The 21850-nt window shown below is 64.0% G+C and carries 26 protein-coding genes and 1 tRNA gene; 11 read left to right on the forward strand and 16 right to left on the reverse strand.

Going from position 1 to position 21850, the window contains the following annotated elements; genetic code table 11:
* Positions 1–32: 32 nt before the first annotated feature.
* Positions 33–1421, reverse strand: coding sequence for a YdiU family protein (locus tag SY26_RS03110; RefSeq protein WP_045999210.1), 1389 nt, complete (start codon positions 1419–1421; stop codon positions 33–35).
* Between the two features lie 110 nt (positions 1422–1531).
* Between SY26_RS03110 and obgE the strand changes: the two genes are divergently transcribed.
* Together obgE and proB are read left to right on the forward strand one after the other, a co-directional pair.
* Positions 1532–2566 (forward strand): GTPase ObgE, encoded by a 1035-nt coding sequence (obgE, locus tag SY26_RS03115; RefSeq protein WP_045999211.1) that lies wholly within the window; start codon positions 1532–1534, stop codon positions 2564–2566.
* The gene (gene proB / locus SY26_RS03120; protein ID WP_045999212.1) at positions 2554–3669 is read left to right on the forward strand and encodes a glutamate 5-kinase; all 1116 of its coding nucleotides are present in this window, start codon (positions 2554–2556) and stop codon (positions 3667–3669) included. Before obgE ends, proB begins: the two co-directional genes overlap by 13 nt.
* A gap of 80 nt (positions 3670–3749) precedes the next feature.
* On the opposite strand, the gene SY26_RS03125 is transcribed toward proB, so the two are convergent.
* Together SY26_RS03125 and pepN are read right to left on the reverse strand one after the other, a co-directional pair.
* Positions 3750–4661 (reverse strand): 1-acyl-sn-glycerol-3-phosphate acyltransferase, encoded by a 912-nt coding sequence (locus SY26_RS03125; RefSeq protein ID WP_045999213.1) that lies wholly within the window; start codon positions 4659–4661, stop codon positions 3750–3752.
* Between the two features lie 10 nt (positions 4662–4671).
* The gene (pepN, locus tag SY26_RS03130) at positions 4672–7245 is read right to left on the reverse strand and encodes an aminopeptidase N (RefSeq protein ID WP_045999214.1); all 2574 of its coding nucleotides are present in this window, start codon (positions 7243–7245) and stop codon (positions 4672–4674) included.
* Positions 7246–7427: 182 nt separating this feature from the next.
* Here pepN and SY26_RS03135 point away from each other — a divergent pair, with 182 nt between their 5' ends.
* The 5 genes from SY26_RS03135 (at position 7428) to SY26_RS03155 (ending at position 13212) form a co-directional block, all read left to right on the forward strand.
* Complete coding sequence (locus tag SY26_RS03135) at positions 7428–8069, forward strand: hypothetical protein (RefSeq protein WP_045999215.1); 642 nt, start codon at positions 7428–7430, stop codon at positions 8067–8069.
* 195 nt (positions 8070–8264) lie between these two features.
* On the forward strand, positions 8265–9839 hold the full coding sequence (locus SY26_RS03140; RefSeq protein WP_045999216.1) for a Re/Si-specific NAD(P)(+) transhydrogenase subunit alpha: 1575 nt from the start codon (positions 8265–8267) through the stop codon (positions 9837–9839).
* 12 nt (positions 9840–9851) lie between these two features.
* Complete coding sequence (locus tag SY26_RS03145) at positions 9852–11294, forward strand: NAD(P)(+) transhydrogenase (Re/Si-specific) subunit beta (RefSeq protein ID WP_045980869.1); 1443 nt, start codon at positions 9852–9854, stop codon at positions 11292–11294.
* A gap of 123 nt (positions 11295–11417) precedes the next feature.
* Positions 11418–12722 (forward strand): DUF3422 family protein, encoded by a 1305-nt coding sequence (locus SY26_RS03150; protein ID WP_045999217.1) that lies wholly within the window; start codon positions 11418–11420, stop codon positions 12720–12722.
* A 145-nt stretch (positions 12723–12867) separates the two neighbouring features.
* Positions 12868–13212, forward strand: a complete 345-nt coding sequence (locus tag SY26_RS03155; protein WP_232303249.1) for an arsenate reductase family protein — start codon at positions 12868–12870, stop codon at positions 13210–13212.
* 38 nt (positions 13213–13250) lie between these two features.
* Here SY26_RS03155 and SY26_RS03160 read toward each other — a convergent pair whose 3' ends face one another.
* The 3 genes from SY26_RS03160 to SY26_RS03170 all read right to left on the reverse strand — a co-directional run bounded on the left by SY26_RS03160 (position 13251) and on the right by SY26_RS03170 (position 14977).
* The gene (locus SY26_RS03160) at positions 13251–13682 is read right to left on the reverse strand and encodes a TIGR01244 family sulfur transferase (protein WP_369799389.1); all 432 of its coding nucleotides are present in this window, start codon (positions 13680–13682) and stop codon (positions 13251–13253) included.
* Positions 13683–13748: 66 nt separating this feature from the next.
* Complete coding sequence (gene gph, locus SY26_RS03165) at positions 13749–14426, reverse strand: phosphoglycolate phosphatase (RefSeq protein ID WP_052715094.1); 678 nt, start codon at positions 14424–14426, stop codon at positions 13749–13751.
* The gene (locus tag SY26_RS03170; protein ID WP_045999220.1) at positions 14423–14977 is read right to left on the reverse strand and encodes a thioredoxin family protein; all 555 of its coding nucleotides are present in this window, start codon (positions 14975–14977) and stop codon (positions 14423–14425) included. The genes gph and SY26_RS03170 overlap by 4 nt, the downstream gene beginning before the upstream one ends.
* A 222-nt stretch (positions 14978–15199) precedes the next feature.
* On the opposite strand from SY26_RS03170, the gene SY26_RS21490 reads away from it, so the two are divergent.
* The 3 genes from SY26_RS21490 to grxD all read left to right on the forward strand — a co-directional run bounded on the left by SY26_RS21490 (position 15200) and on the right by grxD (position 16125).
* Positions 15200–15367: a hypothetical protein gene (locus SY26_RS21490; protein ID WP_176695092.1), complete on the forward strand. Its 168-nt coding sequence runs from the start codon at positions 15200–15202 to the stop codon at positions 15365–15367.
* A 119-nt stretch (positions 15368–15486) separates the two neighbouring features.
* Positions 15487–15729 carry a BolA/IbaG family iron-sulfur metabolism protein gene (locus SY26_RS03175; RefSeq protein ID WP_045999221.1) on the forward strand — a complete coding sequence of 81 codons (243 nt, stop codon included), beginning with the start codon at positions 15487–15489 and terminating at the stop codon, positions 15727–15729.
* Between the two features lie 33 nt (positions 15730–15762).
* Positions 15763–16125: a Grx4 family monothiol glutaredoxin gene (gene grxD, locus SY26_RS03180; RefSeq protein ID WP_045999222.1), complete on the forward strand. Its 363-nt coding sequence runs from the start codon at positions 15763–15765 to the stop codon at positions 16123–16125.
* Positions 16126–16160: 35 nt separating this feature from the next.
* Here grxD and SY26_RS03185 read toward each other — a convergent pair whose 3' ends face one another.
* From SY26_RS03185 to SY26_RS03200, 5 genes are all read right to left on the reverse strand, one after another.
* A complete protein-coding gene (locus tag SY26_RS03185; RefSeq protein ID WP_045999223.1) occupies positions 16161–16820 on the reverse strand; it encodes a hypothetical protein in 660 nt (219 codons plus the stop codon).
* 10 nt (positions 16821–16830) lie between these two features.
* Positions 16831–17262 carry a YqjD family protein gene (locus SY26_RS03190; RefSeq protein WP_045999224.1) on the reverse strand — a complete coding sequence of 144 codons (432 nt, stop codon included), beginning with the start codon at positions 17260–17262 and terminating at the stop codon, positions 16831–16833.
* 112 nt (positions 17263–17374) lie between these two features.
* Positions 17375–17514: transfer RNA gene (locus SY26_RS20920), tRNA-Leu, on the reverse strand.
* Between the two features lie 13 nt (positions 17515–17527).
* Complete coding sequence (locus SY26_RS03195; RefSeq protein WP_045999225.1) at positions 17528–17794, reverse strand: hypothetical protein; 267 nt, start codon at positions 17792–17794, stop codon at positions 17528–17530.
* The gene (locus SY26_RS03200; protein ID WP_045982431.1) at positions 17791–18006 is read right to left on the reverse strand and encodes a hypothetical protein; all 216 of its coding nucleotides are present in this window, start codon (positions 18004–18006) and stop codon (positions 17791–17793) included. Before SY26_RS03200 ends, SY26_RS03195 begins: the two co-directional genes overlap by 4 nt.
* A gap of 398 nt (positions 18007–18404) precedes the next feature.
* On the opposite strand from SY26_RS03200, the gene SY26_RS20255 reads away from it, so the two are divergent.
* A complete protein-coding gene (locus tag SY26_RS20255; RefSeq protein ID WP_255352850.1) occupies positions 18405–19250 on the forward strand; it encodes an acyltransferase family protein in 846 nt (281 codons plus the stop codon).
* Positions 19251–19283: 33 nt separating this feature from the next.
* On the opposite strand, the gene SY26_RS19765 is transcribed toward SY26_RS20255, so the two are convergent.
* The 5 genes from SY26_RS19765 to SY26_RS03225 form a co-directional block, all read right to left on the reverse strand.
* The gene (locus SY26_RS19765; protein WP_052715095.1) at positions 19284–19703 is read right to left on the reverse strand and encodes a hypothetical protein; all 420 of its coding nucleotides are present in this window, start codon (positions 19701–19703) and stop codon (positions 19284–19286) included.
* A 2-nt stretch (positions 19704–19705) separates the two neighbouring features.
* On the reverse strand, positions 19706–20272 hold the full coding sequence (locus SY26_RS03210) for an N-acetylmuramoyl-L-alanine amidase (RefSeq protein ID WP_064503534.1): 567 nt from the start codon (positions 20270–20272) through the stop codon (positions 19706–19708).
* Between the two features lie 164 nt (positions 20273–20436).
* Positions 20437–20832 (reverse strand): hypothetical protein, encoded by a 396-nt coding sequence (locus SY26_RS03215; protein ID WP_157020387.1) that lies wholly within the window; start codon positions 20830–20832, stop codon positions 20437–20439.
* Complete coding sequence (locus SY26_RS03220; protein WP_045999227.1) at positions 20823–21002, reverse strand: hypothetical protein; 180 nt, start codon at positions 21000–21002, stop codon at positions 20823–20825. Before SY26_RS03220 ends, SY26_RS03215 begins: the two co-directional genes overlap by 10 nt.
* The gene (locus tag SY26_RS03225) at positions 20999–21232 is read right to left on the reverse strand and encodes a hypothetical protein (RefSeq protein WP_045999228.1); all 234 of its coding nucleotides are present in this window, start codon (positions 21230–21232) and stop codon (positions 20999–21001) included. The genes SY26_RS03220 and SY26_RS03225 overlap by 4 nt, the downstream gene beginning before the upstream one ends.
* Positions 21233–21850 lie beyond the last annotated feature (618 nt).

The following is a 21850-nucleotide window of genomic DNA, read 5'->3' on the forward strand; positions in this document are numbered from 1 at the left end:
TCACGCGCAAGGGGCAGGCGCGCACAACCCCGTCAGGTGCCGCAGAACGTCTGGCGAACCGCCTGCGCAGGTGTCGGTGCCTGCGCCAGATCTGCCCAATCGGTGCGCAGGTCGCGCGGATGGGTGATCGCGTCGAACAGTCGTTCGAAAGGCGCCATGTCGCCCGCCACGGCGGATGCGATCGCCTGTTCGACCCGGTGGTTGCGCGGAATGCGCTGCGGGTTGGCCCGGACCATCGCGGTCGTGTCGGGCGACAGCGCCTGCCAGTCGCGGGCCCAGGTGTCGAAGGCCGCGGGGTCGGCGAATTCGTCGCGCGCGGTCCCGTCCGACAGGCCCGCGAAGACACGGGTGAAATCGGCCCGCTGTTCGGCCATCATCTGCAGCAGGCTCTCGATCAGCGACTGGTTCGCGGCACCATCGATGCCCAGCTTGTCGCCGAACCGGCGCAGCCATGCGGCCTGATACAGCGGTGCAAAGCGATGGACGGCGGTGGTCGCGGCCTCGACCGCGGCCTCCTCCTCTCCCATCAGGGGGATCAGGCAGGTCGCGAACTGGGCCAGGTTCCAGACGGCGATCTGGGGCTGGTTCGCCCAGGCATAGCGGCCCTGGCGGTCGATCGAGGAAAAGACCGTATCGGGGTGATAGACATCCATGAAGGCACAGGGCCCGTAATCGATCGTCTCGCCCGAGATCGCCATGTTGTCGGTGTTCATCACCCCGTGGATGAAGCCCAGCGCCATCCATTGCGCGATCGTTTCAGCCTGCGCGGCGACCACCCGGTCCAGCAGGGCCAGGGGGCCGTCCGCGTCAGGATAGTGGCGCGCGATCACGTGGTCGGTCAGGGCCGCCAGTGCATCCTTGCGGTCGCGCACGGCAAAGTACTGGAACGTGCCGACGCGGATGTGGCTGGCGGCGACGCGGGTCAGGACGGCACCGGGCAGGCCGCCCTGTTCGCGCCACACCTGATCGCCGGTGGCGACGGCGGCCAGCGCACGGGTCGTAGGCACGCCCATCGCCGCCATGAATTCGCTGACCAGGTATTCGCGCAGCACCGGCCCCATCCAGGCCCGCCCGTCGCCGCGACGAGAGAAGGGCGTCGGCCCCGACCCCTTCAGCTGGATGTCAAAACGTGCCCCGTCGGGGGCCACGATCTCTCCCAGAAGGACGGCGCGCCCGTCGCCCAGCTGCGGCACGAAGCCGCCGAACTGGTGCCCGGCATAGGCTTGGGCCAGCGGCGCCGCACCCTGCGGGACGGCATTGCCCGACAGCATCTCGACCGTCAGCGCGTCGCGGTCCAGCCCTAGACGATCCGCCAAAGGTCCATTCAGCGCAAGCAGGCTGGGGGCGGTCACGGGGGTGGGGTCCACGCGGGCAAAGAACCCTTGCGGCATCCGGGCATAGCTGTTGTCGAAACGGATCATCGCGGTCTCCTTTGACCATTACATAGGCGCGCATCCCGGCATTGCCAGCCCGGAACCCTTGCGCCACAGGCGTCAAGGGCGTATCGGCATCCGGCAAAAGGAGCTGTCCCATGAAATTTCTCGACCTCGCCAAAGTCTATATCCGCTCGGGCGGGGGTGGCGCGGGCTGCGTGTCGTTCCGCCGCGAGAAGTTCATCGAATACGGCGGTCCCGATGGTGGTGACGGCGGCCGCGGCGGCGATGTCTGGGCCGAGGCGGTCGATGGGCTGAACACCCTGATCGATTTCCGCTATCAGCAGCATTTCTTTGCCAAGTCCGGCCAGCACGGCATGGGCAGCCAGATGACCGGCAAGTCCGCCGACGACGTCGTGCTGCGGGTGCCCGTCGGCACCGAGATCCTGGACGAGGACGAGGAGACCGTGATCGCGGACATGACCGAGGTCGGACAGCGCGTGCTGTTGGCCAAGGGCGGCAACGGGGGCTGGGGGAACCTGCATTTCAAGTCCTCGACCAACCGCAGCCCGCGCACTGCCAATCCTGGGCTGGAGGGGGTCGAGCGGACCATCTGGCTGCGGCTGAAGCTGATCGCGGATGCGGGCCTTGTGGGCCTGCCCAATGCCGGCAAGTCGACCTTCCTGGCTGCCGTGTCGAACGCGCGTCCCAAGATCGCCGACTACCCCTTCACCACGCTGCACCCCAACCTTGGCGTCGTCGGCGTGGACGGGCGCGAATTCGTGATGGCCGACATTCCGGGTCTGATCGAGGGCGCGAGCGAGGGCCGGGGCCTGGGCGATCAGTTCCTGGGCCATGTCGAACGGTCGAACGTGCTGCTGCATCTGGTGGACGGCACATCCGAGACCGTGGCCGAGGATGCGCGCACCATCCTGACGGAACTGGAGGCCTATTCGCCGGTGCTGATGAAGAAGCCGCGCGTGACCGCGCTGAACAAGATCGATGCGCTGGAGGAGGAGGAGATCGCCGAGCGCCGCGCCGCGCTGGAGGCAGAACTGGGCCATCCGGTCATGCTGATGTCGGGCGTGGCCCGGACCGGCGTGACCGACGTGCTGCGCGCGCTGTGGACCCAGATCGAGCCCTCGCGCGCCCCCGTCGCCCCCGAAACGCCCGAGGGGACATGGCAGCCGTGAGCGTGCCGCAGCTTGGCGGGGCCCGCAGGCTGGTCGTCAAGATCGGCTCGGCGCTGCTGGTCGGCCCCGAGGGCCTGCGCGGCGACTGGCTGCGCGGTCTGTGCGATGACGTAGCCGCATGGCGGGCGCAAGGCTGCGACGTCGTGCTGGTCAGTTCGGGATCGATCGCACTTGGGCGGCGGGTGCTGGGCCTGCCTTCCGGCGCGCTGCCGCTGGAACAGGCGCAGGCCGCGGCGGCCGTGGGCCAGATCCGCCTGGCCCGCGCCTATGAGGAGGCCCTGGCACCCCATGGTGTCATCACTGCACAGGTGCTGCTGACGCTGGAGGACAGCGCCGACCGTCGCCGCTATCTGAACAGCCGCGCGACGATGCAGACCCTGCTGGGCCTGGGCGTCGTGCCCATCGTGAACGAGAACGACACCGTCGCCACCGACGAGATCCGCTTTGGCGACAACGATCGCCTGGCCGCGCAGATCGCCGTGACCTGCGGCGCGGACCAACTGCTTCTGCTGTCGGATGTCGACGGGCTCTATACGGCAAACCCCAAGACCGATCCGACTGCCCGCCATCTGCCGGTGATCGAGACGATCACCCCCGAGATCGAGGCGATGGGCGGCGACCCCGTGTCGGGCCTGTCCAAGGGCGGCATGAAGACCAAGCTGATGGCTGCGCGCACCGCGGTGGCGGGCGGGTGTGCGATGGCGATTGCCGAGGGGTCGGTCCTCCGCCCGCTGTCGGCCGTTGCACAGGGCGCCCGGACTACGTGGTTCCTGCCCGAGGCGGATCCGCAGCTTGCCCGAAAGCGCTGGATCGCCGCGATGAAGCCCAAGGGCACGGTCATCGTGGACGATGGTGCGCGCCTGGCGCTTGGCCGTGGCAAATCGCTGCTGCCTGCGGGCGTGACGCAGGTGCAGGGCGATTTCGGGCGCGGCGATCCGGTGGCGATCACCGACCACGCCGGCCAGCGTCTGGCGACCGGGCTGATCCGCTATACCGCAACCGAAGCGCGGGCCATCGCCGGTCATCACTCGGCACAGATCGAGACGATCCTGGGCTATCCCGGTCGGGCGGCATTGATCCATCGCGATGACATGGTGACGTGACGGACGTCTGACGTCCCGTCGGGCAGAGGCACCGGGCGGGGGGTCCGGGGGGCTGGCCCCCCGGCCGTCGCGGGACGCAATCAGCCGCCTACGGGGCGCCGGGCTCCTGTCAGGCGGGCGACGCCGCGGCTGCGGGTCAGGCGGATCGCGGTGCTGCCCGGCGTGGGCAGCGACAGGACGGCCTGCCGCAATGCCAGGATCGCCTCGTCGCTGCTGCGCGGCAGGTCCGCTGGCATGATCGGTGCGCCGATGGTCACGCGATAGGGTTGGCCGGTCTTATTCAACACCTCGTTGAACAGCGTCACGTCGCGCAGCGTCGGATGGATCTTGTCGAACAGATAGAACAGCGCCGAATTTCGCGCCCGGATGCGCAGCGGGATCACCGGCAGGTCGAACTTGCGGGCGATCATTGCGGCGCTCGCCATCCAGGGACGCTCGTTCAGGGTCAGGCCGGTGCGCTTGGCAAGGCGGCCCGACGGAAATATCAGGCCGATCCGGCCCGCCGCAATCGCGTCGCGAGTATAGTCCATCGTCGCGCGGGTCTTGGCATGGCTGCGCTTTTCGACCCGCCATTCGACCGGGGCGATCATGTCGATCATCTGCGGCAAGACGCGGATCATGTCGTGGTTGGCATAGATGAACACGTCGTCGCGCAGCTGCGAGATCACCGCATTCAGGAAGATCCCGTCCGCGATGCCGGTGGGATGGTTGGCCACGATCAGGGCAGGGCCGGTGGCGGGGATATGCTCCAACCCATCGACCTGCAGATCGCGGACGATCAGGTCGCTCATCCGACGGAATATCTCGGCCGGGGGCAGGTCGCGAAACTCGGCGCCCAGATCGACGGTGCGGGGATAGCGCAGAAGATGCATCATCGCCCACCGCGCCACGCGATCGCGGGGACGGCCCGAAAACAGCCAGGGCGCCCGCTCCGCGATCAGCGGGTCCAGGCGCGCCTGCATCTCGGCGCGGGCCTCCTCATGCTTGCCCATCGCGTCCCCCTCAGCGTCCCGCAGCGATCATGCGCGAGACCATCTCGCGTGTATTGCGGCTCAAACCCGCGAGAGATGCGATCCGTTCCAATGCATTGCGCGCGTGATCGCGGCGCGCGGCGTCATAGCGGGGCCATGTCTCGAACGCGGTGGACATGCGCGCGGCGATCTGGGGGTTGACCGCATCCATGCACATCAGCCAATCCGCCGTGAATGCATAGCCCGACCCGTCGGCCGCGTGAAAGCCCGCATGGTTCGCCGCCAGACCGCCCAGCAGCGCGCGAAAGCGGTTGGGGTTCTTCCAGTCGAAATCGGGGCGCGCGGCCAGCCGTTCCGCGATGGCGACGGCGTCAGATGGGGGCGCGGCCATGACCTGGATTCCGAACCATTTGTCCATGACCAGCCGGTTGTCGGCGAACTCGTCGTGCAGCATCCGCAACGCGCTGTCGCCGCGGCCAAGGCGCAACAGCACGGCCAGTGCGGCCATGCGCTCGGTCATGTTGCCCGCGATGCCGAACAGCACCTCGGCCCGGTCGCCGCCGTCGATCCGCCCCAGCAACCCCAGCGCCGCGATGCGCAGCGACCGGCGCGCAGCCGCGTCCGCATCGGGGGAATAGGCGCCCGGCAGGGTCATCGTGTCGTACAGTTCCGCCAGCAGATCCTGATGCGCCATGGCAATGCGGCGGGCCAGCCCCGCGCGCGCCTGGTGGATCGCATCGGGGTCGGGCGTGGTGCCGGTGGCGGCCAAACGGGTCGCGATCTCCTCCTCGCCGGGCAGGTTCAGGCACAGCGCACGGAATGCCGGATCGGCCTCGGCATCGCCGGCCAGCGCGCCGATCGCGGTGATGTAGTCGTCGCCCGCATCCATTCCGCGCGCCAGCTGGGTCAACGCGGACAGCGCCAGTTCGCGCCCTGCCTCCCACCGGGCAAAGGGGTCGGTGTCATGGGCCAGCAGGAAGGCCCGCGTCGCATCGTCCATCTGCCGCTGCAGCATCACGGGGGCCGAGAACCCGCGCAGGACCGAGGCGACGGGCCGTGCACCCAGACCCTCGAAGCTGAAGCTTTGCCGATCCTCGGTCATCTCCAGGACGCGGGTCGGCGCGACCTCGTCGCCGTTTGGGCCGATCAGGCCGACCGCGATCGGGATGACCCGAGCCGGCTTGTCGGGTTGGCCGGGAGTGGGCGGCGTCTGCTGCGTGAAGTCCAGCGTCAGCGTGCCGTCCTGCCAGGTTTCCTGCAGGGTCAGAACAGGGGTCCCGGCGTCGGTGTACCAGCGCTTGAACTGTGCAAGGTCACGGCCGGTGGCATCCTCGAAGACCTTCAGCCAATCCTCGATGGTGGCGGCATCGCCGTCGTGGCGGTCGAAGTACAGGTCCAGCGCGCGGGCATAGCCGTCGTCGCCGACCAGCCGCTTCAGCATGCCGATGACCTCTGCGCCTTTCTCATAGACCGTCGCGGTATAGAAGTTGTTGATCTCCTCGTACCGGTCGGGACGCGGGGGATGGGCCAGCGGACCCTGATCCTCGCGGAACTGCCGCGCGCGCAGGGTCTGCACATCCTCGATCCGCTTGACCGCGGCCGAGCGCAGGTCGCTGGTGAACTGCTGGTCGCGAAAGACCGTTAGCCCCTCCTTGAGGCACAGCTGGAACCAGTCGCGGCAGGTGATGCGGTTGCCGGTCCAGTTGTGGAAATACTCGTGCGCGATCACCGCCTCGATCCGCTCGTAGTCGCCATCGGTTGCGGTATCCGGAGAGGCCAGCACCAGTTTCGAGTTGAAGATGTTCAACCCCTTGTTTTCCATGGCGCCCATGTTGAAATCGTCAACCGCGACGATGTTAAAGACGTCCAGGTCATATTCGCGGCCATAGACGTCTTCGTCCCAGCGCATCGACTTGATCAGGCTCTCCATCGCAAAGCCCGCGCGGTCCTGATCGCCGGGACGGACCCAGACGTTCAGATCGACCGCGCGCCCCGACCGGGTGGTAAAGCTGTCGCTGACCGCCACCAGATCGCCCGCCACCAGCGCGAACAGATAGGCAGGCTTGGGCCAGGGGTCGTTCCATTCCGCGACGCCGTCCTGGGCGCGCACGGGGTTGCCGTTCGACAGCAGCACCGGCAGGTCGCTGCGCAGCGTCACGCGGAACGTGGTCATCACATCCGGGCGGTCGGGGTAGAAGGTGATGTGGCGAAACCCCTCGGCCTCGCACTGGGTGCAGAAGATGCCGCCCGACAGATACAGCCCCTCGAAGGCGGTGTTGTCCTGCGGATCAATGCGCACGTCGGTCGCCAGCGTGAAGGGCACGCGGGGCAGGGCGGCGGCGCGGATGGTCAGCGTCTCGTCATCGCGAAGGACGTGGGCCGGATCCACGGTCAGCCCGTCGATGCGCAGCGACTGCAACCGCAGCCCCGCGCCGCCATCCAGCACCAGATCGACCGGCTGGTCCGACGGTTCCAGGTCCAGTTCGGTCAGAACGACCGTGTCACGGGGGGCCAAGGTCACGTCCAGCCGGGTCTGTGACAGGGTGAACGGCCAGGGACGGTAATCGGCAAGGTGCTGGACAGGCTGCGGTTTCTCGACGGACATGGTCAGCGGCCTTTCGTAAAAATGCGGCCGCAAGCGGAACCCCGGCCTTTAGTCGGTGTTAATCGCCTGAACGCCGGCTCGCAAGGCGTGGCGTCGGGCGTTGGCGGTTGACAGCCGAACGGTCACACGCCACAGCTTCGCGACTTAACCCGGTCAAAATACAGTCTGAATCGGAGACCTGCATGAGCTATGATCCCAACGATCCGAACCGCGTGAAACCCGGCACCACCCCCAAGGAAACCTATGTCGAGCCGGTGGAGCGCAAGTCGTCCGCGCTGCCGCTGATCATCGGTGTCCTGCTGGCGCTGGCGCTGGCCTATTTCGTGCTGCAGCGTTTCATGGCTGATGACACGACCGTCGTCGAAGGTGACACCACGACGGTGACGACCACCGAACCCGCCCCTGAGACGACAACGGCCCCTGCCGTCGCCGAAGAACCCGAAGTCGATGCCGCGGCGTCCGAGGCCGAAGCCGCTGCCGACAACGCGGCAGCCGAAGCAGAGGCTGCAGCCGAGAGCGCGTCCGAGGCCGCTGATGACGCCGGCGCCGGTGCCGCCGACGCAGCCGATGCCGCTGGCGCCGCTGCTGACAGCGCGGTCGAAGCTGCAGGCAACGCAGTCGACGCAGCCGGCACCGCGATCGACAACGCCGTTGACGGTGCAGGCGAGGCCGCATCGAACGCAGCGGATGCCGCAGCAGAGGCAGCCGACAGTGCGGCTGACGCTGTTGACGACGCCGTCAGCGTCGAAGAACCCGCGACCACCCCTGCGGCGCCTGCGACCACCGCGCCGGCGACCACCACGACCCCGGCCCCGGCCAACTGATCCGACCGGTCAGGTCACGGAACGGCCCGGATGCATCCGCATCCGGGCCATTTTCACATGCGCTGGACCGGTTGTTCCCAAGCCCCCGCAATGGTCTTTCCGAGCCGGTCGCGACAGCGTAGCCTTGTGAAACAATATTTCGCGATGCTATGACGTCTGCGACGAAAGATCACCAGACCGGGGGGCATCAGAGCCATGAAGATTGGCGCAACGAGGGAAAGCTTCGAGGGCGAGGCGCGGGTGGCGATCACGCCATCCACCGCCGCGCATCTGGGCAAGCTGGGACATGACGTGTTCGTGGAAAGCGGCGCGGGCGCGCGCGCTGGTTTCGCTGACGACGACTATCGCAGTGCCGGCGTGACGGTCTGCCAGACCGCGGCGGAGCTGATCGATGCGGTGGACGTGGTGGCCAAGGTGCGCCAGCCGACCACGGCCGAGATCGGCCAGATGAAGGCGGGGCAGACGCTGATCTCGTTCTTCTATCCGGCGCAGAACGCCGAACTGCTGGCGCAGGCCAAGGACCAGGGCATCACCGCGATCGCCATGGACATGGTGCCGCGCATCAGCCGCGCGCAGAAGATGGACGCGCTGTCGTCGATGGCCAACATTGCCGGCTACCGCGCCGTCATCGAGGCGGCGAACAACTTTGGCCGCTTCTTCACCGGACAGGTGACGGCGGCAGGCAAGGTCCCGCCGGCCAAGGTGCTGGTCGTGGGGGCAGGGGTCGCGGGTCTTGCGGCCATCGGCACCTCGGTCAGCCTTGGCGCGCAGGTCCATGCCTTTGACGTGCGCCCCGAAGTGGCCGAACAGATCGAATCGATGGGTGCCGAGTTCGTCTATCTGGACTTCGACGCACCCGCGCAGGACGGCGCCGCCACGGGCGGTTATGCCGCGCCGTCGAGCCCCGAGTTCCGCGAGAAGCAGTTGGCCCGGTTCCGCGAACTGGCACCCCAGATGGACATCGTCATCACCACGGCGCTGATCCCCGGACGCGACGCGCCAAAGCTGTGGACCGCCGACATGGTGGCCATGATGAAGCAGGGCAGCGTCATCATCGATCTGGCGGCCGAAAAGGGCGGCAACTGCGACCTGACCGTGCCGGACGAACGCATCGTCACCGACAACGGCGTGGTCATCGTCGGCTATACCGACTTTCCGTCGCGCATGGGCGCGCAGGCCTCCGAGCTGTACGGCAACAACATCCGCCATTTCGTGGCCGACCTGACGCCCAAGAAGGATGGCGTCATCGTCCACAACATGGAGGACGACGTCATCCGCGGTGCGACGGTCGTGCATGACCATGACGTGACCTGGCCGCCCCCGCCGCCCAGGGTCGCCGCCATCGCGGCGCAGAAGCCCAAGGAGAAGAAGAAGGAGCTGACGCCCGACGAACGCCGCGCCGCCGACGCCGCGGCCTTCAAGGCCGAGACCGCCAGCCAGATCAAGCTTCTGCTGGGCGGTGGCCTGGTCGTGCTGCTGATCGGGCTGATCGCGCCTGCCAGCTTCATGTCGCATTTCATCGTCTTCGTGCTGGCTTGTTTCGTGGGCTTCCGGGTGATCTGGAACGTGGCGCATTCGCTGCACACGCCGCTGATGGCCATCACGAATGCGATCAGTTCGATCATCATCCTGGGCGCGCTGATGCAGATCGGGTCGGGATCGGCCTGGGTCGTGATCCTTGGCGCGCTGGCCGTGCTGATGGCATCGGTCAACATCTTTGGTGGCTTCATGGTCACCCGGCGCATGCTTGCCATGTTCCAGAAGTCGTAAGGGGTCGGGACAATGGAATACGGATTCACCACTGCGGCCTATGTGGTCGCCTCGGTCCTGTTCATCCTGTCGCTTGGCGGGCTGTCGGGACAGGAAAGCGCCAAGCGCGCGATCTGGTACGGCATCGTCGGCATGGGCCTTGCGGTCGTGGCGACGCTGTTCGGGCCGGGCGCGGGCAACTGGCTGCTGTCGCTGATCATGATCGCCATCGGCGGCACCGGCGGCTGGCTGGTCGCCAAACGCGTGCAGATGACCGAGATGCCCCAGCTGGTCGCGGCGATGCATTCGCTGGTCGGTCTGGCCGCGGTCTTCGTCGGCTTTAACGCCCAGATCGAGCTGTCGCGCGTCCTGCGCCTGCGTGCCGAAGGGTTCGAGGCTGAACTGACCGGTTTTGCGGCCCTGCTGGCCCACAAGACTGCCCCCGAGATCGCCATGCTGAAGATCGAGGTCTTCCTGGGCATCTTCATCGGCGCGGTGACCTTCACCGGGTCGGTCGTGGCCTTCGGCAAGCTGGCGGGCCGCGTCGACGGCAAGCCCAAGAAGCTGCCGGGCGGCCACATGCTGAACGCGGGCGCGCTGGCGCTGTCGCTGCTGATCGGGGTGCTGTATTTCACCGGCGTCGGTCCGGCGGTGTTCTGGCTGATCCTGGTGACGCTGCTGGCGTTCTTCATCGGCTATCACCTGATCATGGGCATCGGCGGCGCGGACATGCCGGTCGTGGTGTCGATGCTGAACAGCTATTCCGGTTGGGCGGCGGCGATGATCGGCTTTACCCTGTCGAACGACCTGCTGATCGTGACGGGCGCGCTGGTCGGATCGTCGGGCGCGATCCTGTCCTACATCATGTGCAAGGCGATGAACCGGAACTTCGTCAGCGTGATCCTGGGCGGTTTCGGCGGAGAGACCGGCCCCGCGGCCGAGATCGAGGGCGAACAGATCGCCATCGATGCGGACGGCGTGGCATCCGCGCTGAACGAGGCGGACAGCGTCGTGATCGTGCCGGGCTATGGCATGGCCGTGGCGCAGGCGCAGGGTGCGGTCAGCGAACTGACGCGCAAGCTGCGCGCGGCGGGCAAGACGGTGCGTTTTGCCATCCACCCCGTCGCGGGGCGTCTGCCGGGCCACATGAACGTGCTGCTGGCCGAGGCCAAGGTCCCCTATGACATCGTGCTGGAGATGGACGAGATCAACGAGGATTTTCCCTCGACCGACGTCGTCATCATCATCGGGTCGAATGACATCGTGAACCCCGCGGCCCAAGACGATCCGAACAGCCCCATCGCCGGCATGCCGGTGCTGGAGGTGTGGCGCGCCAAGCAGGTCTTCGTGTCCAAGCGCGGGCAGGGCACCGGCTATAGCGGCATCGAGAACCCGCTGTTCTTCAAAGAGAACACCCGGATGTTCTACGGCGACGCCAAGGACAGCATCAACAAGCTGCTGCCCATGATCGACTGATCCGGCGCAATCGTGCCACGGACGCCCGCCGGTTCACAGCCGGCGGGCGTTCCCACTTGTGCCGCCTGTCGCGGTGGTCTTGAAATGGGGCAGGGGCCGTTGCCCCGTCTTCAGGAGCGGCAGATGAACCCGGCCACCGAACATCCCCTGCGCTATGCGCTGGTCAACGAACTGCATGCCCGGCCCTCGCCGCGGATCACCGCGCCGGCGACCGCGGTCTTCGTGGCGTTCAAGGAACCGCGCGACGCCGCCAACCGCGACCGGGCGCAGGATCTGGCGCATCTGGGCGAACTGGTCAGCCGCCATGGCGGTCCACGCCCCGATCCCGATGACAGCCACTATCAGGGCCAGCTTGGCCGTCACGAACTGAAATGGGAAAGCCACACCGAGTTCGTGACCTACATGGCGATGACGCCGGGTCTTCCGATCCGTCCGTTCGATCCGTCGGCAGCGGCGATCTTTCCCGATGCCTGGCAGCACGCCGCGCCGGGCAAGCGCGTCGCGGCGGTGATGATCCAGGTCGATCTGCTGCCCGATGACCCGGCCGAGGCGCTGGCCCGCATCGACGGCTGGTTCGCGCGCGACAGCCTGGCCGCGATCTGGGTGCTGGACGAGACCGCGATGGTCGCGGGTGATTTCCGCATCGACGCGGACGGCTGGATGCGGTTCGCGATCTTCGTGCGGCCCGGCACGTCGGACGGCCGCATCGGGCGCCTGGTGCATCGCCTGGTCGAGCTGGAGACCTATCGCGCCATGTCGATGCTGGGCCTTGGACGCGCGCGCGGTCTGGGCAACCGCCTGAACGAGCTGGAGCCGCGCCTGACCGCGATCCTGGAATCGATGACCGACGACGCGCAGCCCGCCGAACAGCTGCTGCATGACCTGCTGGCGGTCTCGACCCAGCTGGAGGCGCAGGCCGTCCTGCATTCCTTCCGGTTCGGCGCCAACAGCGCCTATGAGGCGATTGTGCATGACCGGATCGCCGCCCTGCGGGAGACGCGGTTCCTGGACCGCCAGATGCTGACCGAATTCATGCGCAGGCGGTACCAGCCGGCCATGCGCACGGCGAAATCGGCGGAACGGCGGCTGGCCACGATGCTGGAACGCACAGCCCGCGCGGCCGAGCTGCTGCGCACGCGCGTCGACGTGGAACGCAGCGCCCAGAACCAGAAGATCATGCACCGCATGGACCGCCGCGCCGACATGCAACTGCGGCTGCAGCACACCGTTGAGGGGCTGTCGGTCGTCGCAATCAGCTATTACGCGGTGGGCCTGCTGAGCTATGCGCTGGCGCCGCTGGCAGGGCGCGCGGGGCTGGACAAGACACTGGTCGTCGCCGTGCTGACGCCCCTGACGGTGCTGGGCGTCTGGTGGGCGATGCGCCGGGTGCGCGCGCAGTTCCACGACCCTGGCAGCGACGATTTGTGACTTGTGGCACCTGCTGCGGGGGGCGATACATCAGGCCTGACCCATGAAGAACCACGACCGATGCGCCTGACCCTTGCCCTGCTGGCGACCCTGACCCTGACTGCCTGCGGCGTGCCCTTCGTTCCCTTAATCTGACGAGGTATCCATGTCCAAGACGCTGACGATGTACGGCCTTGCCCATTGTTCGACCTGCCAGAAGGCGCAGGCCGACCTGCAGGACAACGGATGGACGGTACAGTTCCGCGATGTCCAGAAGGAGCCGTTGTCCGCGGAGGAACGCGCGGCCCTTGTCGCGCAGTTCGGTGACAAGATCATCAACCGCGCCAGCCTGACATGGCGCGGCATGTCCGAGGACCAGCGCGCGGCCGATCCGGTCGCCATGATGGGCGAAAAGCCGAGCGTGATGAAACGCCCGGCGATTCGCGCCAATGATCTTTCCGGACTTGGTTGGACCGCAAATGTCAAGCGGTCATTTGGCGTACCTGCCTGACGACACGGGGCAGGGCAGGGGGCATTGCCCTGCCCGGTCTATCCGTTGCGGCTGGCCAGCGAGGCGATCAGCGGCCGCACGCCGCTGAGGTCGTACCCGGCGGCGTCGGCCGTCTTCAGGATCTCATCCTCGGGCATGCGCCCGGCCTGCGTCAGGGCCCACAGGACCGTGCTGCGGTTGCCGGAACGACAATATGCGATCACCGGCCCCTGTCCCACGGTCGCCGTCCCGAAATCCGCGATCAGCTGCGGCGTGATCTGGCCCGGGTGGAACGGCAGGTAATGATAGCGCATTCCGGCAGCCTCTGCCGCCTGTGCCATCGCATCGTGATCGATCTCGGCCTCGACCTCCTCGTCGGGGCGGTTGTTGACCAGGACCTTGAACCCCGCATCGGCCAAGGCGGGGACATCCTCGGGCAAGATCTGCGGAGAGACGGCAAGGTTGGGGCTGATTTGGCGCAGATCCATCATGGGGCCTTTCGTGCACGGGTCCGCCCCGAGGTGGCGTCTTTCGTCGCCGGTTGTCAAGCCGGCTGCCTAGAGCGCCATCGCCTGATCCACCAGGCCCGGCAGATCGTCAAAGCGATCGAAGGCTGCGTGATGCGGCAGATCGGCGATGGGCGTCATGCGATAGCCGCCCGAATAGATCAGGAACGGCACCGGCACCGCCGCCGCGCAATTCGCGTCAAATTCACTGTCACCGACATACAGCGCACGGGGTGCATTCCCCTCGACGCCCAGCATCTGCAGGGCCAGGCGCAAGGGCGCGGGGTCGGGCTTGCGCTGCGGCAGGCTGTCCCCTCCGACAACGACAGGGAACAGACGATCCAGCGCGAAATGCTGCAGCACGCTGCGCGTCGGGCCCATCGGCTTGTTGGTGCAGATGCCCAAGGGATGACCCGCATCGGCCAGCCGCCCCACAGCCTCGATCACGCCTGGAAACAGGCGCGTCAGGGCCGTGGCATCGTGATAGCGCGCCATGAAGGCCGCGATCAACGCGGGCCGATGCACCGGCTCGATACCGCAGGCGGCGATGATCCGGGTCCACAGCAGCTCGACCCCGCCACCGATGAAGCTGCGCACCCGCGCCAGGGGCAGCGGTGCGATCTGATGCTGGCGCAGGACCGCGTTCACGCAGGCGTGGATGTCGGGCGCGCTGTCGATCAGCGTGCCGTCCAGGTCGAATACGATCGGGCAGGGTCTGTCCATAGTCATGCGGCCTTCCATTTGATCGAGCATCCCATCGATGCGACCTGATCGCGCGGACCTTGCCCGGTTTCCGCGATCTGCACCATGGCCAGATAAAGGTCGCGGCGGGCGTCCGTCGCCGCCGCCGTGCGGGTCGAGGCATCCAGTCGACCGCGATACTGCAGCCGACCGTCGGCGGAATAGCCAAAAAAGTCAGGCGTGCATTCGGCGCCATAGGCCCGTGCGACCGACTGATCCGCGTCATGCAGGTAGGGAAAGCGAAAATCGTTTCGCTGCGCCAAGTCCTTCATATGCGCCGGGCTATCCTCCGGATAGGCCGCGACGTCGTTCGAAGATATGGCAACGACGCCGATGCCGTGGTCCATCAGCGCATGCGCATCGCGGACGATGCGGTCCAGGATCGACCTGACATAGGGGCAATGGTTGCAGATGAACATCACCAGCGTCCCGCGCGATCCGGCGACCTGCGAAAGCGTCACGACGCATCCGTCCGTATCGCGCAGCGCAAAGTCGTGCCAAGGCGCATCGAAATCGCAGACGGGTGGCGATACGGCCATGTGATCCTCCGATCCATTTTCCGGAACCTTGAAAGATGCGTGCCATAGGGATAAGTGGTGAAAAGGTTGAAAGGCTAACCAGAAAGACTTTTATGGTACATAATACAGATTATCATCAAAACGCGTCCCCCTGCTTTCGACCGCCTTTCTACGGCAATCCCGGAACCTGTGACCCTTGGTTTGCGTCTGTTTGACAGAACCTGACATCAAAGGACATTCATCATGAAATATGTGGCTGTGGGTCTGTGCGGCGCGATGCTGGCGCTTTCTGCATGCGGGACGACGGTTGGCGAGCGCGCTGCGACCGGCGGTCTTGGCGGTGCGGCCGTGGCGGGTCCGGCCGGCGCGGTTGTCGGCGGAACCGTGGGTGCGGTCAGCGCAACGCAGTAAACCTTGATAAGATTAATCGTGGCGGCCGCGTTTCTCTGGAACGCGGCCGTTTTCGTGCCGGTCTTGCAGCCCTTGCCGGCATCCCCTACATCATGTGTGACAAAGACAAGGATCCGCCCATGGCCATGGAAGCGCATGATATCGAGGCCCTTCTGCGGGTCTCTTTTCCCCAGGCAAAGATCACGATCACTGATCTGGCCGGTGATGGAAACCACTATGCCGCCGAAGTTATCGACGAAAGCTTTCGCGGGCTGAACCGCGTGCAGCAACAGCGCGCCGTCTATGCCGCCCTTCAGGGCAAGATGGACGGCCCCGCCGGAGAGTTGCATGCGCTTGCCCTGACCACCAAGGCGCCAGACTGACGCGCCCCCTGCCCCATTACAAGGATTGCCGATATGAGCGACGCGAACACGCGCATCCAAGACATGATCGACCGCAACGATGTGGTCCTGTTCATGAAAGGCACGCCCGAGATGCCCCAATGCGGTTTTTCGAGCAGAGTTGCCGGCGTTCTGAACTATATGGGCGTGCCTTACGAGGGCGTGAACGTATTGTCGGACGCTGACATCCGCCAAGGGATCAAGGATTTCTCCGACTGGCCCACCATTCCCCAGCTTTACGTCAAGGGTGAGTTCGTGGGTGGCTGCGACATCATCACCGAGATGACATTGTCAGGAGAGCTTGATCAGTTGTTGGAAAAAAAGGGCGTAGCGTTCGACAAGGACGCAGCCAACAAAATCCGCGAGGCAAATGCCTGATCTGGAACAAAAAAAGGGCGCCGAGGCGCCCTTTTTCACATCATGTCGTCGGGATCGTAATCCATCCTGTCGTGTCGACGTTCCTGCATTGCTGCAGCTAACGTGACGCCCACAGCGAACGCACCAACCAGTTTGGTCATCGTTCCAGCATTGCTGTCGGTCGCTTGGCGTAACTGATGCGCGCCGTTTTGAAACGACTGCTTTGCAGCAGTAACGTTGGATGACGTCAGACCAGCAGCGCGGGCGGTACTGCGGACGCTGCCAAACAGCTTTTCCTCGGCATCCGAAGCAAGCTTCGTCGCGCGAGAGCCAGCCTGATCCATCAGCGAATGTGCCTTCGCTTCGGCCAGTTCGACAATTCGCGTCGCTTCCGCCCGCGCACGAGTCGCCGCTGCATCGGTCGCCAACGAAACCCGAGCTTCGACTTCACGTTTCAGATCATCGGTTGTCGGCATGGTGTGCTTGCGCTTTGCCGACATGGCCAGAAGGATGATCATCAGCAGGATCAACCCTCCGCCAATGGTCAACGACGCCAAGGTTGAGCCCCAATTTAGATCGTTGGCAAGCCACGACCACAGCGCAGCTGTCAAGAACCCGCCAGCCATCAGTCCGACCATTCCGGCGACGGCCTTCATGGCCGTGCGCCGGACCGTGTCGCCGACAGCTTCCTGAACGCGTCGGGCGAAATCGAACATATGCCCGACCTCAGCGACGCGAGATCAGCAGACCGACCAGGAAGCCGACACCGGCCGCGATACCCAAAGCCTGCGCCGGGTTGCGGCGAACCATCTCGGACACTTCGTCATAACGCTCTTCGGCGTAATGAGCGACTTCGGTCGCCTTCTGCTGGCCTGCTTCGTACAGGCGCTCTGCCTCCAGACGCGCGCGGTCGGCATATTCCTGACCGGTCTCGAGGGCGCGATCAGCATAGTGCTTGCCCGTTTCGACGGCATCATCGGCCAGTGCGGCGCCACGCTCTTTCAGGCGTGCCGCACCCGAGTTGTCGGACAGTTCGCGCGCGGTGTCACGGACGTCGTCCGCGATCTTGCGGGCACCATCCTTCAGGTCGCCGTGGGCTTCGTTCGCAGCCGAACGGGCGTCGCGTTTGATGTCATCAGCAGTGGGGTTATGTGCCATGGTAATGTCCTTTCATCGGCGTCTTGTCACCGTCGATGGACAAACCGTCACAGGGTCTGGATTGTTCCCGCACTGCAGCAAAATCTTTGCCAGTGTTGAACGCGAAAGGGCGTGGTAGGGGCGGCCGGACTCGAACCGGCACTCATTGCTGAAACGGATTTTGAATCCGAACACAAGATATTGTGTTCACTGCAAATGGTGTTGAGAGTTCATGCGGACGCATCCGGAACAGGGCGTGAATGTTGCGCCCCCCTGCCCTACGTTTCTAGCGTTCATCCGGCCAGCCATGAGGCTTATGACCCCACCTGTCGGACGCTCGCGCCCGTACCTCCTCCAAGGCCGCAGGCATCGAATCCGAATAGCCGTTCTGCGAGGGCATCGTGATGACCGACCATGCCCATTGGTCACGATCGAGGCGGCTGCTCTGCTGGTCGTCCAGCATGACGCGGCCCACCACTAGGCCATCCCGGAGAACGACCCAATCGTTGGCGTCGTCCTCGAAGGTGATCTTGCGGGTCCAGTGCGCGCTCATTCCGGTTCTCGCATGCGGAGAACCCGGCTGCCGAACTGGAGCAAGAGCCGATCGCGCGGTGAGTAGTCGGCCATTGCGTCCCATGCCGCGAGCATGGCGCTCAGGTGCCCGGCCGCTAGCGAGTACCGATCGCCCTGCCACTCCTCGCACCAGATGATGTAGAGGGCCCGGTTCTCCGGGAAGATGGGCTCGTGAATACGGTGGCGAGGCATGGCTGTCTCCTTCCGATCGATTAGAACGAATGAAGAACAAAGCACAAGCGTCCATGGCACAGAGGATTTCGGGACTAGCGGTCATTCCTTGCATAAGCGGTGCACCGCTTACTTTGGAGGTTTTTGTTACCTTTGGGCGACCTCGCCCGATAATACAGTTTGTGCAAGTACGGGACCGCTGTATGCGCTACAAGTCCCAACCCCGAGCGCCATTTCGGATGAAATTGATGTCCTATGCACGTACTGATAGTTTGACTTTTCCATCGAAAAAAACCACTGCCCCTCGGGCTTTATGGATGGACATAGTTCGGGGAATGGCCATCCTTGCCGTGATATTGCTTCACTCAGTTACGATGGCTGAGAAATATGGATTTACTCCAAATGCATTGTAGAAAAATTTGAATGAGACTCTGTCTCTGTTCCGGATGCCCATTCTGATTTTTCTCTCTGGTATGCTGCTACCAAGATCATTGTCAAAAGATAGCAGCGCTTATTTTTCAGGTAAATTGAAAGGGATCCTATGGCCTTTCATTATTTGGTCGACGATCTACGGAATAGCAGTTGATATTCACTTCCGTAGCTTTGCAGATTTAGAAAAGCTTTATACCGGCGGAAGTCATCTATGGTTTCTACTATTTATATTTATCTATTATTTGGCTGCAAAGCCCCTCCAGGACTTTAACCCGCTACTCATCGCTGCAGTTGCGTTTATATTTTCAATTGCATCACCTGACGGAGCAAAATATTCCGAGCGTTTATTCTACCTAATGTCGCTTTTCTTCCTAGGTGCATACGCTTCTATCCATATGCCTGCTTTGCTCAAATCGCTTACATCTCAATGGATTTGGGTCATAGCGCCTATCGTCGCTGCCACCGCTGCCGCTACCGCGATGTATGAGCTCAGGTTTGGCCCGAAGTACATTGTTCTGTCGCTTGTTGGCGCGATGATTATAAGCGCAATGGCTATCAGAGCAGAGAAGACTATCATCAGCTCCATCCTAATTTGGATAGGACAGAAATCAATAATTTTCTATGTAAGCCATGCGGTGTTCATGACGTTGACCCTGAAAGCATTCCGTTATTATGAAGTCGAAAACTATGCAACTGTGGCAATCTTTGCAATTTCTTCGGCTCTACTAGGAGGGTGGACGCTAGCAGTTTTGAAAGATTTCTCCAGGCCCGTTTCTTGGCTTTTTTCGTTTCCTGATTTTCCCCAAAGACGACAAGCTGTGCAACTAAGCTGAACGCCGCTATAAAGCGACGTTCAGATTTCTTCGTTAATTGGGTTTCTGCCCATCTAAGCCGGCGTTTGATAGAGCCTCAGCCAGTCGATCCCGGCGTAAAACTGCATCGACCTGATGTTGCAACTTTGCCCGTGCCATGTCCTCTAGCTGCGCCCGCGATGGACCAAGCCGACGGATAGCATCCGGTACTGACCGCTCAACGTAATCCAACACGGTGCCGATCGCCATGTCAGAAGCGGCGATTGTCGGGTGCTTCTGCAATGTGTCGATCAGTAGACCGACGCCTGTATTGATGGCGGAATGAAGCGCGGCGCGGTGCTTGGCTTCAATGTCTAGGCGGAAGCGCTCGGGTAGGAGGCGAAGGAACCACGCCAAAACGGCTAGGGTCAGCATCAGCAGCAACTCGACGAGGACCGGCTGGATGATGTTCTGGATGCTATCGATGGGGGTCATGGTCATTTCACTCCGAAGAAGGCCATCGCGGCGGCAGCCAGCGCGGCCAGGATGTAGATCGGACCCTTGGTGGTGCCGGTGGCGACAGGGGTGGATAGAGACGGCAGTGGCTTCACGGGGATGCTGTCGATGACGGGCGGTCGGGCGTTGGCAGCGGCCCACCAGCTGCCCACGTCGAAGCCGGGGCACTGGGTGGCACCCAGATCACGGTGGCCGACGACCTGGGCGCCGGGATGCTTGGTCAGCAGCTCACGGACCAGCTTCACCGTCGCGGCCTTCTGCGCCTCGGTCCGATTGTCGACGCCGACATTCGGCCCGGTGGCCCGCTCGATGCCGCCGATGCAGCAGATGCCCAGGCTGCCAGTGTTGTGGCCTGCAACGTGCGCGCCGACGGTGGTGTCCGCCCTGCCCTTCTCGACAGCGCCGCTCCGCCGAATCACGTAGTGATAGCCGACGTCGTTGAATCCGCGCGCGAGATGCATCTTTCGGATGTCGGCTACGCCGTAATCCTGATCGGGATAGGTCGCGCTGTAGTGCAGCACGATGTACTTGATGGGGAAGTGCGGCATGGCTGCCTCCTCGTGGGTGTGGACATGAAAAAGCCCCACACGGTGGCGGGGCGGGGTTGGATTCAGGCAGCGGCGGGCTAAGGTCGCGTCAGTCGCTCCAAGCTAATTCTTTGCCGATCGGTCAGGCGGTCTCTGTCAGCGCACAACAGAGACCGCCGATAAGGTCACCGCCAAGGCAGCAGCCTGATCTTGGTTGGATGAAGCCAGGCGCGCCACAGTGGCCAATGGTGTCGTTCATCCTCCGGGATCAGCAGCTGGCGGCATTTCAGGGCACAGAAGAACGATGCCATCTTCATCAGTCCGAAAACGATGTTGATCAGCCGCCCTCGGGTCGCATCGGTCCACTGCTCGGCGAACCCCGGCACCCACATCCGCAGAAGCGGCATGGCCACGTCCCAGTAGAGGCCGCGCAGGATGATAGCCCCGGCGAGGATCATGAAGCCGGTGGCGAACCACCAGGTCGCGGAGCGCAGCTCGCGGAAGCTGGCGCGGAATGCCCAGATCACGGCGAAATAGCCGAGCGCGTTGATGACGGCGATCAGCCCGATAGTCATTGCCATGTCTTGGTGTCCTTCTCCAGCTGCTCCACAAGGCGTTCGATTGCCCGCACCCGCGCCTTGATGGCCCGCTTCTCCGGGGCCGAGTCTGTCATGTGCTCACGCATGATCGTGTCGGCCCTCTCGGCCCTGCGCCCGTGGCCGGTTAGCTGTCGAATGAGCCGCCCCATCATCGCCGATCCTCCAGAAGCCGGACCGCCCGGCCCATGATTTCGGTGTTCGCCGCCGTGGTCTTGTTCGTGTCGGTGATCAGGCCGCGGCTTTCCTTCACCATCGCCTGCGCCATCTCCAGCATCTTGTCCTGCAGCTCGCCGTTGCGCTTGTACTGGATCCAGTTAGCCCAGCCCTGGACAACGATTACGACCCCGGCGAGGCCGCCGCCCACCTCCCGGACGAGGGTCATCAGCTCATTCATGGTATCGGCCCGGCCGTGCGACGGCGGGTGGTGTCATCAGCCATCGCGGCCTCCGTGAAATGGGGTGGGATTCACGCCCGACGACAGGGCATGAAAAAGCCCGCACAATGGCGGGACAGGGCAGTCAAACATTTAACGGAAGAACGGGCGAATAACTGTGGCAGCAGCACTTTTGCATGATACGCACAATTAAACGCCAAAGGCTGCTCGTGAGGTGACAACCTCGCATTACCTTTGGTCAGGCATGTGGAGCAGCCTTTGTCGTAGGCCCCCGGACCCCTCCGGGGGCCGCCAATCATCCAAAATGAACCTACCCAAACAGACAAGCTGACGGATCAGTCAACTTAAGACATAACCAGCTTAACAACCGGGAACGTTGTTAGTGTGTGTGTTAGTTCTTTCCCCGGTTGTCTGTCCTCGTAGGGACTGAACTTGCGACGTGAGGGGCCCCTCGGCGCATTTGGCTGACAGGTTAGCACCTTTTGGTCTCGAGTATCAGTTTAAGCCAGCGTCTCGCTGGCTGCTTATCTGCCGCAGCAGTTCGTTCGCCTCCTGCTGCGCCGCCTTCAGCTTATCCATCGATTGTGTCAGTGTTCGCATCGATTA

The sequence above is a fragment of the Paracoccus sp. 228 genome (genome assembly GCF_000967825.1).
GTDB classification, from domain to species: domain Bacteria; phylum Pseudomonadota; class Alphaproteobacteria; order Rhodobacterales; family Rhodobacteraceae; genus Paracoccus; species Paracoccus marcusii.